The organism is Taibaiella soli (assembly GCF_003236175.1).
In the GTDB taxonomy this organism is placed as follows: domain Bacteria; phylum Bacteroidota; class Bacteroidia; order Chitinophagales; family Chitinophagaceae; genus QKTW01.
The window spans coordinates 228,108-245,198 of sequence record NZ_QKTW01000006.1 but is presented as its reverse complement, the minus strand read 5'-3'; the positions used below and the strand labels follow the sequence as shown (position 1 = coordinate 245,198).

Here is a 17,091-nt window from a genome sequence, read left to right as displayed (position 1 = left end):
TCTTTATAGAAGAGCCCAGGGCCTGTCGGACAGGTGACCTGGGATTTCTTTACCCTCTAGCTCCCTAAAGGGAGAACGCTCTGCGCGATTACTATCCTATATTTTTGATTACCCGTGTTTGTCACGCTGAGGAACGAAGCGTCCCGCGTAATGTGAGCCTGTTTTACGTAGATTAATCGATGTATAGTTGAGCGAAGTCTCCCGACTTCGTTCAAGTGGCTGCGGTCTCCTGACCGCCGGGAGACTTTGCTCAACTGTGGGGAGGACTTTCAGTTTAAATGCTCGCGTTTGTCACATCGACGGCAGGAGATGTCCCGCGTAATGAGTGTCTGTGTTTCGCGGGATCCCTGGTAACCTCGGGATGATGACTAGCGTGGGTGATAAACAAAAAAGCCAAAACACAATGTTTTGACTTTTGAATTTTTACTTGTTGAACGTGTTCATCGTTTTCTCCAAACCCAACGCTGCGAAGCTTTCAATGATATCCACGCTTTTCAAAACTTTTTCTTTGATGATTGGCATCTCGCTTGGTGTCCATTTGCCTAAAACAAAATCCACCTGGCGGCCCTTTGGAAAATTATTACCGATGCCGAAACGCAGTCTCGGATACTTATCTGTCATCAGAATCAGCTGAATATTTTTCAAACCATTGTGGCCGGCGTCGCTGCCGGAGCCGCGCACACGCAGCGTTTCAATCGGCAGGGCGAGATCGTCTACGATCACCAAAGTATTTTCGATCGAGATTTTTTCCTTGTCCATCCAGTATTTCATGGCCTTTCCACTCAGGTTCATGTAAGTCGTTGGCTTAATGACCACAAACGTCTTTCCTTTCCATTTTACTTCTGACATAAACGCATGACGGTCCAGATTGAAAGTGCCGCCATGTTTGATCACAAAAGCATCCGCTACGTCAAACCCGATATTGTGGCGGGTCATGTCGTATTCCATTCCAATATTGCCTAGTCCTACAATTAAAAATTTCATGATTGCGAAGATAAAAAATGATCGTGGTTGCGCGTTTAATGAATGTTTTGCTCGTTGAGCAGCTGGTGATAAGCCTGTGCGTTTTTCAAATGTTCTTCATAAGTAGAAGCAAACAAGTGCGTGCCGCTACCATCGCCTTTTGCGCAGAAATACAAATACGTATTATGCGGTGCATTCAATACAGCATCGATGCTTGCCGCCGTAGGCGTGCAAATTGGGCCCGGAGGCAGGCCTTTTACGTAATAGGTATTGTATGGAGATTCCAGGCTTGTTTGTACAGACGTGATGCGATGAATCGTAAAATCGCCCCATGCAAAACGAGCCGTAGGATCAGCCTGCAGTTTCATGCCCTTACGGAGGCGATTCAGATAAACGCTTGCTACATTAGGTTTCTCAGGATTATTATTTGTTTCTTCATCCACAATAGAAGCCACTACAATTGCTTCTTGCGGCGTCAATCCCTGTGCCGACGCTTTTTGCTTGCGATTATCGTTCCAGAAAGTTGAAAAACTTTTTTCGATTTTTCGAAAAGCTTTATCTGCGTTGATGTTCCAGAAAAATTCATACGTATTCGGCATAATAGCGCACATCGAAGTGTTTGAATCCAATCCAAATTGAGAGAGATATACGTTATCGTTGAGCATCTGGCGCAATACATTAGAATCTGCTTCCAGATTGCTGCCTACCATTTTGATGAAATCTTCTTTGGTACGCAGTTTATTGATGACAAGTTTCACCGGTGTCTGGCGACCGGAGCGAAGCAACCGAACAATGGAGAAATTGCTCATGCCTTTTGAGATCTTGTATTTACCGGCCCGCACATGATCCGGATAGCCTGCGCGTGCCGCAAGGAAATCGAAGCTGTGCATGTCGCGTACGAAACCTTCTTTTTGCAATGTTTCTTTTACCTGCTCAAAAGTAGAGCCGGTGCGGATGTATAAATATTCACCTTGTGAAAAACTGCCGGTATTGGGACCGAAGATTTCAAATAATGCAAAAAGAACAATAACGCCGATAGCTATGAGTATCCAGCGTCCTGCTGAGAATTTTTTCTTTTTGGTTTTTGCAGTCATTTTCCCGCGTAATTAATGAGTTTGAAACAAAAATCGGAACTCTATTCCACAAAAAAATACCTGCCCGTTTCTGGGCAAGTATTTTTTATAAAATATTATATCCAGGCTTATTTAGCCGGAGCTGCAGGTTGTTGTTGCTGTTGAGCAGGTTGCTGTGTAGTCTGTTTTGCAGGAGCTTCCTGTTTTGCAGGTTTTACAAAGAACATTACAGAAATGATACAAAGTGCAGCGACAGCGCCCATAGCACCCCAGGTACCTTTTTCCATTACGTCAGAAGACTGTTTAACGCCCATTACCTGTGAGCCGATGCTGCCGAATGAACCGGAAAGACCACCACCTTTAGGGTTTTGAACCAATATAAAGAATCCAAGGACAACGCAAGCCAGAAGTATAATGATGGTAATTACTGTGATCATGATTTTTTCGCTTTTAAAACAGCCTCTATTTTTTGGGCAAAATAAGCATTTTTTTGAGGATTACGCAAACTTAATTTACGATACATTTCTACCGCTTTATCATACTTTCCTTGTTTGATCAGGATTTCCGCCAGCGATTCAGAGATGAGTCCTTCCTCTTTAGTTATTGAGTTGACAGCCATCTCAAATACAGTTTCAGGAATTTCATCATTTTCTTCTCCCAGTGCTGCCGCCAGCTTTTCTTTTTGCCAGCTGCTTTTACGGGCTTTTACTTCTTCCTCCTCCTCTTCTTTCTGCTTGTTTTTATTTTTGTAATACATAAGCCATTCACTGAAGCTCATAATGCGCATCAGCGACTTCTCATCATCTTCCTCTTCAGTTTCGTGTACTTCCTGTTTCGGATTGTTTAATGCCGAAGGAATATTGTCGTCAACGGAAATTCCCTGGTGTAAAAAATAATCTTCTGTGTAAATCGGTTGTATCAATGTTTTTTCTTTTTTATTATCATTTACGGTTTCATCACTTACAGGGTCAATAGAAGGGGCCGGAGTTGCTTCCATAATGATGCGTCGGTTTCCGGCTGCATGTTCCAGCATTTCCTGAAATAAAAAGCGATTTCCGCTATACATAAACCCCGTTTGCATTACCGGATTGGTAAAAGGCGCCGTTTTATGTTCTTGTGCGGCAGCCAGCATTCTTGCCGGAGCAAAGAACGGATATTGGTGAATAAGTTCCTTGATCGCGTGCATATCTAAGCTGGCCAGCGTTTCCGGATTTTTGAGCCAATTGGTTATGGAAGCAGGTTGCGTCATTTGTCTAAATCTATTACCAATTTACAAATGCTTTATTGAAAATATCATCTGCCAGCTGTGCACCTATATCATTTATTAAAGACGTTTCTACACTTTGTAGCGAAGAGGTAGCCGGGAAGTCTGCAAATCGCGAAAAAGACTGATTAAAGTTTGCTTTTTCGTTCAGTTTGTTTTTAAAAGTTACGTCAATCGTAATGGTAAGCCTGTTTTGCGTAGCCTGTTGTGTATTCTGTACGCCGGAAACCGTTACGTTATAACCGGTTACAGCACCAGAAATATCGTAGTCGGCATTGTCTGTAGTAACAGGAGCGAGACCAGTCTGAGAAAGAATACGGCTGCGGATTTTATCCGTAAGCGTAGAGGTGAGTGAAGGCACTACGTTCATAGCGCGATTTTCCATCACATGGATGTTGATGGTTTTACCTTCAATAGTAGCGCCGGTAAAACTATATACGCCGCAACCAGACAGTACAACAAACAATGGGAGGAAAAGAAAAACAAACCAACGCTTCATATGAATCTGTAAAAATAAAAAAATATGTCTGATGTCCGATGTGAGTGGTGAGCTGTCAATCGCGAGTATGTGGTATGTAACCTCTTTAACCCATTAACCCTTTACCTAATTAATCATTCTCGAAAGTCAGCGACTGTTACTCTTGAATATCGTATTCTTTGATTTTCCGGTAAAGTGTGCGTTCAGAAATACCCAGTTCATTGGCAGCATCACGTCTGCGACCTTTATGTTTTTTGAGGGATTTAATGATCAGCTCTTTTTCGCGATCGGCCAGGAAAAGCGATTCTTCCACTTCAACGTGGGCATCTACATGTTCGGCTGGTTGATGAATATAGATAGGCGTCGGTGTGCTGTAACCTGAGTTGGTATCCTGTACCGGTTGAGTAGGGAATGCCTGAATCAGATTATCACCTACGATTGGTGCAGGCGTTGCAATGCCTGAATGATGTGCCATTTCCAGCATCATCTGTTTCAGGTCATTCATATCTTTTTTCAGGTCAAAGAACAGCTTGTATAAAATATCGCGTTCAGTATTGGTCGTATTGAAGTCTGCTGCAGAAGGCGTGCCGCTAGGTGCAGTAACTGCCGGAAGCAACGTCATCGCGCGCGTGCCATTTTCTTTTAGTGGCAGGAAACGGGAAAGTGCTTCAGCATTTACCATTTTATCTACCGATAAAACTGAAACCTGTTCTGCAATATTTTTCAATTCACGCACATTGCCCGGCCAGGTATAGCTTACCAGCATCTGGAGTGCACCACTGTCGAGCTGTACGGATTGTGTTTTATAACGTTCGGAGAAATCAGAAGCGAATTTGCGAAACAGCAGCGGAATATCTTCTTTACGGTCGCGTAGTGACGGGACACGAATAGGCACAGTGCTTAATCGGTAATAAAGATCCTCGCGAAATTTGCGGTGCTGCGTGTATTCCAGCAAATCCTTGTTGGTTGCGGCGATTACACGGACATCTGTTTTTTGTACTTTGGAAGAACCCACGCGGATAAATTCACCGCTTTCGAGCACACGCAACAAACGTGCCTGCGTGCCGAGGGGCATCTCACCGATTTCATCCAGAAATATGGTACCACCGCTTACGGTTTCGAAATAACCTTTGCGGCTTTCGACCGCGCCGGTGAAGGCACCTTTTTCGTGGCCAAAGAGTTCACTGTCGATGGTTCCTTCTGGAATTGCACCACAGTTTACGGCAATGAAAGGATTATGTTTTCTGGCAGATAATGCATGAATGATTTGAGAAAAGACCTCTTTACCAACGCCGCTTTCACCTACAATCAATACTGTAAGGTCTGTATTGGCAACTTGCACAGCTGTATTCAACGCATGGTTGAGCGCCGTGGCATTGCCTATAATTCCAAATCTGTTTTTTATGCTCTGAATGTCCATAGTGTCTAAATCAAAAGTCAAAAGTCAAAAAGCTGAAAGCTCAAGGCCTAAAGCCTAAAGCATCCCAACGCTTGTCACCCTGAGCGGAGTCGAAGGGCAAATGTCAAAATTCAAAAGTCAAAACCTGTAAGGCGTCAACCTGCTAATAATTTATTCGTTCGATCAAATCCGTGCTAAAATCAATATCTAGTTACAATTACAGTAAGTTGTTTACTTCCTGCTTTAGCAACGGTAGGTTTTTATGGATGATGTTCCAGATAGTTGAATCTTCAATCAAATCATATTCGTGCACCAAAATGTGACGAAGGGCAATGATTTTAGTTTTATCGCTTATCTGAAGGCGTTTGTCTAATTTATCTGCTTTAAAAAGTGCTTCACCAATGATGGCCAGTCTTCTTTCTACTGCGTCAATTTTTGTAATCTCAAGCTGATAATCTTCCAACGAACTAACATCGCTAACATGGTGCGCAATAATTTCAATCGAGAGCCGGATGTCCTCTAAATACTTTGCAATGTCAGGATGCATACAATTTAATTCGCTCGTTTAAAATCCGTTCTTTAAAATAACGATTGCTGATCTTTTCTTCCGCTACTAAATCTACTTTTTTACCTGTAATGTTTTCTAAGCGAAATAGCAGGTCGAAATAATCATATCCTGATAATGGGAATCCCGAATTGTCTTTTTTAAAACGATACAAAAAATCAAGATCACTTTCGGCTTTATAGTCAGCTTCCCTTGCCGCCGAGCCAAACAGGTACAGTGTTTCCAGCTGCATTTCCTGGCAGAGCGCAATAATCGCATCAAGATTCTGACTGACTTCTGTGACCATGATTTTCTGTTTTTATTTTATTCTGCTACCACACCGATCAGCGTTGCTTGTGTCGCAGTGTTGATCTTCACCTGAACATAATCTCCTTTCTGGAAATTGTAATCGCCTTTCGGGAAAACGACCATTTTGTTCTGGCTGTTACGACCACACCAATCTGCATCGCTGCGTTTGCTGTCGCCTTCGATCAATACTTCAAACACCTTGCCAATGTCAGCAGTGTAACTTTCTCTGGAATGTTGATTCTGCAGGTTGATGATTTCTTCCAGACGGCGTTTTTTCACGTCTTCCGGTACATCATCCTGATAACGGCGGGCAGCCAAAGTACCCGGACGTTCGCTGTAGGAGAACATATAAGCCATATCGTAACGGCTCAGTTCCATCATGCTCAGCGTGTCCTGGTGTTCTTCTTCTGTTTCGCTGCAGAAGCCGCTGATGACGTCGGTGCTCAGACCGCAGTCTGGCATGATTTCGCGGATGCGGTGTACTTTATTGAGATACCATTCACGGGTATAAGTGCGGTTCATTAATTGCAGAATGCGTGTGTTTCCGCTTTGTACCGGCAGGTGAATGTATTTGCAGATGTTTTCGTATTTCGCCATGGTGTGCAGCACATCGTCGGTAATGTCTTTCGGATGTGAAGTGCTGAAGCGTACGCGTAATTTTGGAGAAATCAGCGCTACGAGTTCCAGCAGTTTACCAAAGGTTACTTCTGTTTCTTTGTTTGCTTCTGTTTCGTTGGAAGGCAGATAATAGTAGCTATCCACATTCTGACCGAGCAACGTTACTTCGCGGAAACCACGATCAAACAAATCCTGGCACTCAGCGATGATACTGTGTGCATCACGGCTGCGCTCGCGGCCACGGGTAAATGGTACGACGCAGAAAGAACACATGTTATTGCAACCGCGCATGATGCTTACGAACGCAGTAACACCGTTGCTGTCAAGGCGAACGGGAGCGATATCAGCATAAGTTTCTTCGCGGCTCAGCAGCACGTTTACACTTTTCTGGCCTGTTTCGGCTTCTTCGATCAACCCTGGCAGCGTACGATACGCATCCGGACCCACAACCATGTCCACCAGTTTTTCCTCTTCCAGGAATTTAGCTTTTAAACGCTCCGCCATACAGCCAAGCACGCCTACCAGCATTCCCGGATTTTGTTCTTTCACCTTGCGGAAAGCCTGAAGGCGGTTACGCACGGTTTGTTCCGCTTTTTCCCGAATCGAACAGGTATTGATCAGCACAAGACTCGCTTCCTCAAAATTACGTGTGGCGCCATAACCTTCTTCCTGCAAAATCGAAGCGACGATTTCACTATCGCTGAAATTCATCTGGCAACCATAACTCTCTATGTAGAATTTTTTGCTGTATTTATTCGGGTCATTGGCAAACGGAGCGAACGCCGTTCCCTGTAATGATTCATTAATCTCTTTTTGCAGCAACTCTGCCATAATTACCGTTTACAATTTGGGCAAAGGTACGGATAATGCATGGCTTATTATATAATAATCTTGCGAATGAACAAGACGTAGAAGGCAAAATAGCTACTGGCAAATTGTCCGAAAAATTGAAACTCAAGGAGTGCGTGAACTTCCGATTTTGGATGCGAATTGTAATGTTTTATTGGGTGAAGCAGAGTTTGGCAATAAAATTGATATAGGGTTCTATTAGTAATGAGGATTTATAATTAGTTTATGATGAAGAAGTTTTATTTTCTTTTTTCTGCATGCATAATGCTCTCTTTTTATTCAAAAGCACAATTGGGAGATATTGATAAAATGCAAAAATCTTTTGAATACACGGACAAGGATACAGTAGCATGGATACATGGCGGGACTTGCCAGATCGGAATGAACCAGGGTTTATTACATAACTGGAACGCAGGCGGCGAAATAGCATCTTTAACAGTTAACGGAGTATTCAGTGGTTTTTTGACTCGTGTTTATCACAACCAGATATGGAGCAATAACTTGGATTTGGCTTACAGCTTGTTTTACGCTTATTCCAATGATTTTGTACCGCGTAAAAATGATGATCGCATCGATTTTACTTCTAAATATGGTTTCAAGATTGATCCGAAAAAGCCGTTTTATCTGACAACTTTGTTCAATTTTCGGTCTCAGTTTTCTAAGGGCTATAACTATACATTGCCGGATTGGAAGCAAAACCCCATTTCCGATTTCTTTTCGCCGGGTTATTTTACATTGGCGGAAGGGGTGGAATTAAGGAGAGGCACAAATCTTAGTTTTTTTCTTTCGCCAATTAGTGCGCGGTATACTGTTGCCAATTCGAGATATACCAGTATGACGGGTGGCGCGTTTGGTATCGAACAAGGGGCAACGTCTCGTTTTGAGCTGGGCGCTTATTTCTCTGGTCGTTACAAAGTGGATATTTCAAAAACGATGTCGTTCAAAACACGTCTTGATCTGTATAGCAATTATTTAGCCAAAAATAAAACCGATGGCGTGACTGGACGCGTAACGCATGATAATCCGGGAAATATCGATATTCTCTGGGACAACCTGTTTTCCTGGAAATTTAGTAAGTATTTTGGAATGGTTGCTGGTCTGACGTTCATCTATGACAATGATTTTCCGTACAGTTCAACTTATGTAAATGAAAGTGGTGTTGCGCAAAGCAAAAATGATCCGGCAGACTTAGGTTGGCTGCAGCTTCGTCAGGTGTTTACGTTTGGGTTTGAGTATAAGTTTTAAGTCAAAAGTCAAAAGTCAAAAAATACAAAGGGTAACAAGTTAGCGCTTGTTACCCTTTGTGTTTTATTTTTTGTGCGTTCAATAGCATGGACAGGCTTTGCACTTTAAGCCTTATGCTTTCCGCAGTTTTGGATTTTGACTTTCTCAGCAGTCCATTATATTTACAATCACAAAAATGTTCATTATGAAAAAGTTCTATGCATTGTTGCTGGCGGTCTTAATGTTTGCCGGATATGCGAAAGCGCAACTTGGTGACGTCGATAAAGTGAAGAAATCGTTTGAATTTACGGATAAAGACACGGTGGCCTGGGTGTACGGCGGCACCAGTCAGGTTGGAATCAATCAGGGGTTACTGCATAACTGGAATGCTGGCGGTGAAGTTGCCTCGTTGACTGTCAATGCTGTATTCAGCGGCTTTCTGGCAAGAATATATCACAACCAGATCTGGAGTAATAATCTGGATATGGCCTATAGTTTGTTTTACGCCTATTCCAACCATTTTGTGCCGCGCAAAAATGATGATCGTATTGATTTTACTTCTAAATATGGCTTTAAGATCAACCCGAAAAAGCCATTTTACTTGACTACTTTGTTCAACTTCCGTTCCCAATTCACTAAAGGGTACGACTATACTTTACCAGAATGGGAACAAAAACCATTGTCTGATTTCTTCTCACCAGCTTATTTCACGCTGGCAGAAGGGGTAGAATTCCGGAAAGGAACAAATCTCAGTCTGTTTTTGTCGCCCATAAGTGCTCGTTTTACGGTTGCTAAGTCTCAATACACTGATATTCCTGGTGGTGCTTTCGGTATTGAACGCGGAAAAACTTCCCGTTTTGAACTGGGTGCTTATTTCTCAGGTCGTTATATGACTGATGTGACTAAAGCCATTACATTTAAAACCCGCCTTGACCTTTATTGCAACTATCTGGCAAAAGACAAAACCGATCCGCTTACCGGTCGTGTGACGCATGATAATCCGGGCAATATTGATGTTCTTTGGGATAACCTTTTCTCCTGGAAACTCAATAAATACTTTGCAGTGGTAGCTGGTCTGACATTAATTTATGATAATGATTTCCCTTATAATCCGACCTATGTAGATGATAACGGCGTTACACAAGACAAAAATCAGCCGGTAGATGTAGGTTGGCTGCAATTACGCCAGGTATTTACATTTGGGTTTGAATACAAATTCTAATTCCTGATTAAATCTGATAATATGGATCAAAAACATCCGCTTCCTCCTTTTACGTTGGAAACTGCGCAGCAGAAAATTCAAATGGCCGAAGATGCATGGAATTCGCAAAATCCGGAAAAAGTATCGCTGGCTTATACGCTTGATAGCGAATGGCGCAATCGGAACCTGTTTATAAACGGCCGGGAAGAAATAGTAAAATTCCTGACTGAGAAATGGCAGAAAGAGCTGGATTATAAACTGAAAAAGGAATACTGGGCGCACACAGAAAATCGCATCGCCGTAAGATTTGAATATGAATATCGGAATAAAGAAGGCAAGTGGTTTAGAGCATACGGAAACGAAAACTGGGAATTTGACGAAAACGGATTTATGAAAAAGAGATACGCGAGTATCAATGATCTGGAGATAAACGAGTCTGACCGGTATTTATAAGTTTTACGTTCTAAGTTGTTTTTATGAGAAAGGGTAACAAGTTCGTGCTTGTTACCCTTTGTGTTTTACTCGATATTAGGTTGTGGCTTTGTGCCGTCGTGAGAAAACCTTCACTTAACGGGGTGTCTACTTCGTCGACATGACAAACGCGGGAGACACTTTAAACAGCTTTAAGGTTTTGACTTTTGACTTTGTTAATCATTTCCCGATTGAGATCATATTCATAAACAACCGGATTGCACCTTTGTTGCCTGCTGGCAGCTGACGGAACAATGACAGCGTGGTGTATATGTAATTTCCTTTGCCGTATTTAGTATAGAGCACCGAACTTTTCTGCGGGTCTTCACCTTTATCATTCATCGCAAAAATAGTAGAATAGTGTTCATCCCATTTAGAAGGGAAATAGAGACCACGTTCTTGCACCCAGTATTTGAAATCCTCATCAGTAATTTTGTTTGGATAGTTCAACAGACGGCTTTTTGTGTCCGTAATTGTTACTGGCGCATCTTCTTCTGTCGTACGAAGCGTAGACAGCGTAAACGGATAAGGGCCGATGTTTGTAGTGCTCAGATCTTGCAGTGTATTGTATTGCATTACCAGCGTGCCGCCGTTTTTCACGTATTCCATCAATGCCGGCATCCAGTACGCCATTTTCTTTTCCACGTTTACTGCACGAACACCAGTTACAATCGTTTCGTATTGTTTCAGTTTCGCAGCATCCCTGAGGTCGGCATCTTTCAGTACGTCGACTTGAAGGCCCGCAAGGCGCATCAACGTTGCAGTGTAGTCGCCCGCACCTTCAATGTAGCCAATCTTCTTCACAGTAACTTTCCAGTTGTTGCGCACCACTTTTGCCATAGGCGATGTGAAATACTGCAGCGTTGGTAAATGTGTGTATTGAATCAGCTTTAGTGTCTTATTATATGTTTTTCCATCAGCAACAACCTCGGCATCCATGTAAAAATCATCTTTCGAAACATTGTTTACCTGGGCCGTCGTAAAATTCAACGCAATAGAAGTATCCTCGCCGGCAGTCAGTATTGGGATAGAAATGCTGGTTATTTTTTTATTGTCGCCAAAAATATTCAGTACAGCATTGTTCATGTCTTTGTACGCGTGAATGCGAATGGCGGTTTGCAGAGAGCCGTCGGCCTGTGTAATCAGCATCGATGTCGCCGGTTCTACCGTTATTTCCGGCATAATGCGGAGTCCTTCGATTACATCACCTTTTACAGGATCCAGTTTTTTGTAGGAAAGCGGTACCGGAACGGTAAATATTTCGCCGCCGAGCGTTAGTGAAACATTGGCTACCAGATTATCTGGTGTTTCAGGCAAGCCGAGCAGCGTATCGTTGATCATTGGATACAAGTCGTCGGCAGCAGGGGCCGAAAGCCAGTATGGTTGTGTAATAGGTGTATTTGCAGGAATGGTAATTGAATGACTGATTGCAGTCAGTGAATCATTTTTCAATGTCAGCGAAAGATTGTCGCGGGTACCTGGCCATTCTATAGAAGTAATGGTCATCGGCGTTTTTCCGGAACGGGCAATCAGATTTAATGAAAACGGCAATGTAGCACCGGCAACGGTTTGTGGTTGTTTTGTAACCAGCTCGGCCATGAAGCCACTTGCATGTAAAATTAACTGGTCAATGTCGGCCAGTTTTTCTTTACGCCAGAAAGAATCCGTTACTGTGTTGATTTTGCTGCGCAATTGCAGCAATGCCGGAATACTGTTTTCCGGATGTCTGAAATCGTATTGGGCGATAATTTTGTCGAGGTCCGTGCCGATATCATTTCTGCCAACACGGTTCCATGTCGTGTCGATACCATCAAATAAAGAATTGATCAGCGTATCACCTTGTACCAGCTTGAAGTATTCGATTTGTGTGCCGGCAACACTTGGTGTACCTGCACCCTGGCTTTTGTGCACGCTGCGGCTGATACCAGCCAGTTCGCCATAGCCCATGCCCAGCAAAGGATTGTATTGGCCTACCGGAATTTTAAACTGTGTTTCGGAAGTGGTATTGTTTTCACCAAAACGGAATGAATTAAACAGCAGACGTTTCGGTTGCCATGGCGCTACATATTTAAACTGCTCCGTGTATTGCATTTTATCGCCGGCAAGCGGGAATGCTTTGGCCGCAATAATTGCAGAGGCGGCATGCTGTCCGTGGCCTGCTTCTTTTGTTGGCGGAAAGCGGCAGATTACTACATCCGGACGGAATTTTCGGATCACATACGCGACATCTCCCGTCAGAATATAAGGATTCCAGTGTTTGAACGTTTCATCTGATGTTTTGGAAAATCCAAAGTCAATCGCCTGGGAGAAAAACTGCTCTGCGCCATCGATTTTTCGTGCTTCCATCAGTTCGTGTGTACGGATAAGACCCAAAGCCGGGCCTTGCTCGTTGCCCAGGATATTCTGGCCGCCGTCGCCACGCGTCAAAGAAAGATACGCTGTGCGGATATGTTTTTCGTTGACCATCCAGGCGAGAAAACGGGTGTTCTCATCGTCAGGGTGAGCCGCCACGTAAAGTACATGGGTCAGATTTTTCATCCGGCAAAGCTCATGATACACGGTTGCCGAATTTGCAGGACGCACTTGCTGGGCCATTGCGGAGAAACCAGCAGCAGTCGCGACCAGCGCAGAAAATATTTTTCGCATCATAACGGAATGGGTGATTGAACAGCTCTGCTCATCGCCACTTGCCTTGTCGTTTCCGATCATTCCCAGATGAGCCAAACCGGCTGCAAGATAACATACTATCAATATTGGACGGTTTTCAGTCGATAAAGAATTATTATCCAGCCATTCATAGCATTGTTTTTGATATATAGTGCCAGATCTCATCTTTTGACTTCTGTGGCCGATATCGTACCTTTCAACCCGCAAAAGAGCTAAAAATGGCAAATCTGATCCGTAAAGAGGATGCATTAGAATATCATGAGAAGGGTCGTCCCGGTAAAATAGAAGTCATTCCCACCAAAGAAACGAAAACCCAGCGCGATCTGGCGCTTGCTTATTCTCCCGGCGTAGCTGAGCCATGCATGGAGATCTATCGTAATCCCGAAGATGTATTTCGCTATACTGCCAAAGGTAACCTGGTAGCTGTAATCAGTAATGGTACGGCTGTGCTTGGTTTGGGCAACATTGGTCCCGAAGCTTCCAAACCTGTTATGGAAGGTAAGGGCCTTCTTTTTAAAATATTTGCTGATATCGATGTGTTCGATATAGAGTTGAATGCATTAGGCATTGATGAGTTTGTGAACGTGGTAAAAGCCATGGAGCCAACTTTCGGAGGCATTAATCTGGAAGATATTAAGGCGCCTGAATGTTTTGAAATTGAGACCAGGCTGAAAAAGGAATTGAAAATCCCGATCATGCACGATGATCAGCATGGTACGGCTATCATCTCTGGCGCGGCGCTGCTGAATGCACTGGATATTGTTGGTAAGAAAATTGAGGAAGTAAAATTTGTCATCAGTGGAGCAGGTGCTTCGGCGATTTCCTGCTGTAAAATATATCTGGCGCTCGGAGCGAAAGTAGAAAATATGACGATGTTTGACGTCAACGGTGTGATCAGCACCAGACGCGACGATCTGGATGATCACAGAAAAATATTTGCACGTGATCTCGACCTGTCGCTAAAAGTTGCTGATGCGATGCAGGATGCGGATGTGTTTTTAGGTCTTTCAGTAGGTAATGTGGTGACCGGCGATATGGTGAAAAAGATGGCGAAAGATCCAATCGTTTTTGCATTGGCTAATCCAAATCCTGAAATCCCATACGACGAAGCGATTGCGGCGCGTAAGGATATCATTCTGGCTACCGGCCGGAGCGATTATCCGAATCAGGTAAATAATGTGCTGGGTTTTCCTTACATCTTCCGTGGTGCACTCGATGTACGCGCTACAACAATTAATGAGGCAATGAAACTTGCTGCGGTTAAGGCTTTGGCTGAATTGACCAAAGAACCTGTGCCGGATATTGTGAATGTGGCATACAATGAAAAAAGTCTCCATTACGGGCCGACTTATATTATTCCAAAACCAATCGACCCACGTTTGCTGGTGCGTGTAGCGCCTGCAGTTGCAAAAGCGGCGATGGACAGCGGTGTGGCACAGAAGCCTATCACGGATTGGGATGCGTACGAATCTGAATTGTATCGTCGTCTGGGATCTGATGATAAAAACATCTTACGTTTCCTGATGAACAAAGCGAAGCAAAACCCGAAACGTGTGGTATTTGCGGAAGCGGAAAACCTCAAGATTCTGAAAGCTGCGCAAGTCGTGAGCGACGATGGTATTGCGATTCCGATTTTGTTGGGCGAAGAAAAGAAGATTCGTGCACTGATCGAAGAAAACGGTTTGCAATTGCAACATGTGGAAATCGTTGATCCGCGCAGTGAAGCACAAGAACAAAGACGCTGCAAATACGGCGAAATGTTCTTCGAAAAGCGCAAACGCCGCGGCTATAATATGTATGAGGCCAAGAAGGTGATGCGTGAACGTGCTTACTTCGGTTGTATGATGGTGGAAACTGGCGAAGCTGATGCAATGATTTCTGGCTTAACGCGTCAGTATCCTAATACATTACGTCCCGCACTGGAAATTATTGGTATGGAAGATAGCGCCAAACGTGTGGCAGGCATGTATATGATGCTCACGAAAAAAGGTCCGCTGTTCTTTGCTGATACAACGGTAAATTTTAATCCCACAGAAGAGGAACTGATTGATATAACACTGCAGACTGCGAAGATTGTAGCGCATTTCAACATCAAACCAAAGATTGCGATGTTGTCTTATTCTAACTTCGGCAGTAGTGCGTCGCCTGAAGCGATCATGATGCGTAATGCAGTAGAAAAGATCAAGAAAATGCATCCGGAAATGGTGATTGATGGCGAAATACAAGCCGGCGTTGCATTTAATAAAGATTTGCTGCGTGAAAATTATCCGTTTTCTGATCTTGTAAATGAAGATCCGAATATCCTGATTTTCCCGAATCTTGCGGCTGGTAATATTGCTTATCACTTACTGCAGGAAGTAGGCGGCGCCGAAGCTGTAGGTCCAATTTTGCTTGGCTTGCGCAAACCTGTACATGTTTTGCAACTCGGCAGTAGTGTCCGCCAGATTGTAAACATGGTGGCCATTGCAGTGGTAGATGCACAGGTAAAAGAGAGCCTCATCTAACGCTTCCGAAGGAGGAGAATTCCAAACGCGAGTTATTGGAATAACAATCACTCGCGTTTGTCACACTGAGGCACGAAGTGTCCCGCGCATTGCGGGTATTCCTCGCGCGAATTGACCATTGACCATTCACCATTGACGTTTCACTTTTCACGTTTGACTCACAATTGACTACTCACAACTCACACAATTGACTTTAAAAATCGCCATCATAGGAGCCGGTGCGGCTGGTTGTTTTGCGGCAGCAAATATTGCTGCGCAGAAAGATGTGTCTGTTACCATATTTGAAAAAACGGGGAAAGCCTTACAGAAAGTAAAAGCTTCCGGTGGCGGGCGTTGCAATGTAACGCATGCTTGTTTTGATGTGCCGGAATTGGTGAATCGATATCCACGGGGAAAGCAATTGCTGCGGAAATCACTGCATGTTTTTAATCCGGAGCAAACGATCAACTGGTTTCAGCAACGCGGTGTGAAATTGAAAGCAGAAGAAGATGGCCGTATGTTTCCGATCACGGATAGCTCACAAACGATCATCGATTGCATCTGGCAGGAAATGATGAAACAGAGGGTGGAAGTGCAATATCATAAATCGGTAGAACGCATCGAAAAGCTGGAAAGCGGTTTCCGTTTACACTTCGTCGATCAATCAAGTTTCGACGCCGACAAAATACTGGTGGCTACCGGCGGTTTTCCGAAGCCGGAGCAATATGAATGGCTGCGTGCATTGGGTCATACGATTCAAAGTCCGGTGCCATCGTTGTTTACGTTCAATATGCCCAAACATCCGATTACGGAACTGATGGGATTAAGTGTGCCCGATGCAATTGTGAAAATCATGGGTACGAAACTCACTGAGCGCGGTCCTTTGTTGATTACCCATTGGGGCATGAGTGGTCCGGCGATATTGCGTACATCTGCCTGGGCTGCAAGAGAATTGCATGATCGCAATTATGATTTTCAGATCCTCATTAATTGGCTGGGAGATATTTCGGACAATGATTTGAAAGAACAGATCGTGAACTTGCGTAAAGAAAGCGGTAAGCAATTTGTAGCGCATAAAAATCCGTTCTCCCTGCCGAAAAGGTTATGGGAATATCAATTGCAGCAATGTGGTATTACCGATGAAATGCGTTGGGGCGATTTGCCTGCCGCTGCGCAGAATAAACTCATAGAGCGCTTGCTCCGTGATCCTTATGCGGTGAAAGGTAAGACGACTTTCAAAGAAGAATTCGTGACCTGCGGCGGTGTTAATCTCTCCGAAGTAAATGCACAAACGATGGAAAGTCGTGTGGTGCCTGGGTTATATTTTGCTGGTGAAATTCTCGATGTGGATGGTATCACCGGCGGTTTTAATTTTCAGCATGCGTGGAGTAGTGCTACGATCGCTGCTTCTAATATCGCTGATGTCTGATGTCATCCTGAGCGGAGTCGAAGGATTGTGAGTTTGTAAGTGTTTTCCTACCTGTGTTATCTGTCACTTTTTCCTTGAAGAAAAAGTAACCAAAAATTCAAGGCTTAAGAAAACTCCGG

15 protein-coding genes are annotated in these 17,091 nt (G+C 43.8%); 5 read left to right on the top strand and 10 right to left on the bottom strand.

The features are described 5' to 3' along the window. Positions 1–423: 423 nt before the first annotated feature. The 9 genes from pth to miaB form a co-directional block, all read right to left on the bottom strand. Positions 424–984, bottom strand: a complete 561-nt coding sequence (gene pth / locus DN068_RS04695) for an aminoacyl-tRNA hydrolase (protein ID WP_110997726.1) — start codon at positions 982–984, stop codon at positions 424–426. Between the two features lie 35 nt (positions 985–1,019). Next, a complete protein-coding gene (gene mltG / locus DN068_RS04690) occupies positions 1,020–2,057 on the bottom strand; it encodes an endolytic transglycosylase MltG (protein ID WP_110997725.1) in 1,038 nt (345 codons plus the stop codon). A gap of 107 nt (positions 2,058–2,164) precedes the next feature. Further along, positions 2,165–2,473 carry a preprotein translocase subunit SecG gene (secG, locus tag DN068_RS04685; protein ID WP_110997724.1) on the bottom strand — a complete coding sequence of 103 codons (309 nt, stop codon included), beginning with the start codon at positions 2,471–2,473 and terminating at the stop codon, positions 2,165–2,167. Beyond that, positions 2,470–3,285, bottom strand: coding sequence for a hypothetical protein (locus DN068_RS04680; RefSeq protein WP_110997723.1), 816 nt, complete (start codon positions 3,283–3,285; stop codon positions 2,470–2,472). The genes secG and DN068_RS04680 overlap by 4 nt, the downstream gene beginning before the upstream one ends. 13 nt (positions 3,286–3,298) lie before the next feature. Then, positions 3,299–3,799 (bottom strand): LptE family protein, encoded by a 501-nt coding sequence (locus DN068_RS04675; RefSeq protein ID WP_110997722.1) that lies wholly within the window; start codon positions 3,797–3,799, stop codon positions 3,299–3,301. A gap of 136 nt (positions 3,800–3,935) precedes the next feature. Then, on the bottom strand, positions 3,936–5,198 hold the full coding sequence (locus DN068_RS04670; RefSeq protein WP_110997721.1) for a sigma-54 interaction domain-containing protein: 1,263 nt from the start codon (positions 5,196–5,198) through the stop codon (positions 3,936–3,938). Between the two features lie 196 nt (positions 5,199–5,394). After that, positions 5,395–5,724, bottom strand: coding sequence for a HepT-like ribonuclease domain-containing protein (locus DN068_RS04665; RefSeq protein WP_110997720.1), 330 nt, complete (start codon positions 5,722–5,724; stop codon positions 5,395–5,397). Next, positions 5,714–6,028 (bottom strand): nucleotidyltransferase family protein, encoded by a 315-nt coding sequence (locus DN068_RS04660; RefSeq protein WP_110997719.1) that lies wholly within the window; start codon positions 6,026–6,028, stop codon positions 5,714–5,716. The genes DN068_RS04665 and DN068_RS04660 overlap by 11 nt, the downstream gene beginning before the upstream one ends. 17 nt (positions 6,029–6,045) lie before the next feature. Continuing rightward, a complete protein-coding gene (gene miaB, locus DN068_RS04655) occupies positions 6,046–7,479 on the bottom strand; it encodes a tRNA (N6-isopentenyl adenosine(37)-C2)-methylthiotransferase MiaB (RefSeq protein WP_110997718.1) in 1,434 nt (477 codons plus the stop codon). Positions 7,480–7,806: 327 nt separating this feature from the next. Here miaB and DN068_RS04650 point away from each other — a divergent pair, with 327 nt between their 5' ends. From DN068_RS04650 to DN068_RS04640, 3 genes are all read left to right on the top strand, one after another. Further along, complete coding sequence (locus DN068_RS04650) at positions 7,807–8,742, top strand: DUF3078 domain-containing protein (protein WP_165836277.1); 936 nt, start codon at positions 7,807–7,809, stop codon at positions 8,740–8,742. A gap of 184 nt (positions 8,743–8,926) precedes the next feature. Next, positions 8,927–9,943 (top strand): DUF3078 domain-containing protein, encoded by a 1,017-nt coding sequence (locus DN068_RS04645; protein ID WP_165836276.1) that lies wholly within the window; start codon positions 8,927–8,929, stop codon positions 9,941–9,943. Between the two features lie 21 nt (positions 9,944–9,964). Continuing rightward, the gene (locus DN068_RS04640) at positions 9,965–10,375 is read left to right on the top strand and encodes a nuclear transport factor 2 family protein (RefSeq protein ID WP_110997715.1); all 411 of its coding nucleotides are present in this window, start codon (positions 9,965–9,967) and stop codon (positions 10,373–10,375) included. Positions 10,376–10,573: 198 nt separating this feature from the next. Here the strand turns inward: DN068_RS04640 and DN068_RS04635 are convergent, their stop codons facing one another. After that, a complete protein-coding gene (locus tag DN068_RS04635; protein WP_110997754.1) occupies positions 10,574–13,042 on the bottom strand; it encodes a PIG-L family deacetylase in 2,469 nt (822 codons plus the stop codon). A 236-nt stretch (positions 13,043–13,278) separates the two neighbouring features. Here DN068_RS04635 and DN068_RS04630 point away from each other — a divergent pair, with 236 nt between their 5' ends. Beyond that, on the top strand, positions 13,279–15,564 hold the full coding sequence (locus tag DN068_RS04630; RefSeq protein WP_110997714.1) for an NADP-dependent malic enzyme: 2,286 nt from the start codon (positions 13,279–13,281) through the stop codon (positions 15,562–15,564). A gap of 187 nt (positions 15,565–15,751) precedes the next feature. Then, on the top strand, positions 15,752–16,972 hold the full coding sequence (locus tag DN068_RS04625; RefSeq protein WP_243630096.1) for a BaiN/RdsA family NAD(P)/FAD-dependent oxidoreductase: 1,221 nt from the start codon (positions 15,752–15,754) through the stop codon (positions 16,970–16,972). Positions 16,973–17,091 lie beyond the last annotated feature (119 nt).

Coding starts and splice junctions, on each gene's coding strand:
- DN068_RS04670 (WP_110997721.1), bottom strand. CDS start 5,198: ATGGACATTCAGAGCATAAAAAACAGATTTGGAATTATAGGCAATGCC.
- DN068_RS04660 (WP_110997719.1), bottom strand. CDS start 6,028: ATGGTCACAGAAGTCAGTCAGAATCTTGATGCGATTATTGCGCTCTGC.
- DN068_RS04645 (WP_165836276.1), top strand. CDS start 8,927: ATGAAAAAGTTCTATGCATTGTTGCTGGCGGTCTTAATGTTTGCCGGA.
- DN068_RS04650 (WP_165836277.1), top strand. CDS start 7,807: ATGCAAAAATCTTTTGAATACACGGACAAGGATACAGTAGCATGGATA.
- miaB (WP_110997718.1), bottom strand. CDS start 7,479: ATGGCAGAGTTGCTGCAAAAAGAGATTAATGAATCATTACAGGGAACG.
- DN068_RS04665 (WP_110997720.1), bottom strand. CDS start 5,724: ATGCATCCTGACATTGCAAAGTATTTAGAGGACATCCGGCTCTCGATT.
- DN068_RS04675 (WP_110997722.1), bottom strand. CDS start 3,799: ATGAAGCGTTGGTTTGTTTTTCTTTTCCTCCCATTGTTTGTTGTACTG.
- mltG (WP_110997725.1), bottom strand. CDS start 2,057: ATGACTGCAAAAACCAAAAAGAAAAAATTCTCAGCAGGACGCTGGATA.
- DN068_RS04635 (WP_110997754.1), bottom strand. CDS start 13,042: ATGATGCGAAAAATATTTTCTGCGCTGGTCGCGACTGCTGCTGGTTTC.
- pth (WP_110997726.1), bottom strand. CDS start 984: ATGAAATTTTTAATTGTAGGACTAGGCAATATTGGAATGGAATACGAC.
- DN068_RS04640 (WP_110997715.1), top strand. CDS start 9,965: ATGGATCAAAAACATCCGCTTCCTCCTTTTACGTTGGAAACTGCGCAG.
- DN068_RS04680 (WP_110997723.1), bottom strand. CDS start 3,285: ATGACGCAACCTGCTTCCATAACCAATTGGCTCAAAAATCCGGAAACG.
- DN068_RS04630 (WP_110997714.1), top strand. CDS start 13,279: ATGGCAAATCTGATCCGTAAAGAGGATGCATTAGAATATCATGAGAAG.
- secG (WP_110997724.1), bottom strand. CDS start 2,473: ATGATCACAGTAATTACCATCATTATACTTCTGGCTTGCGTTGTCCTT.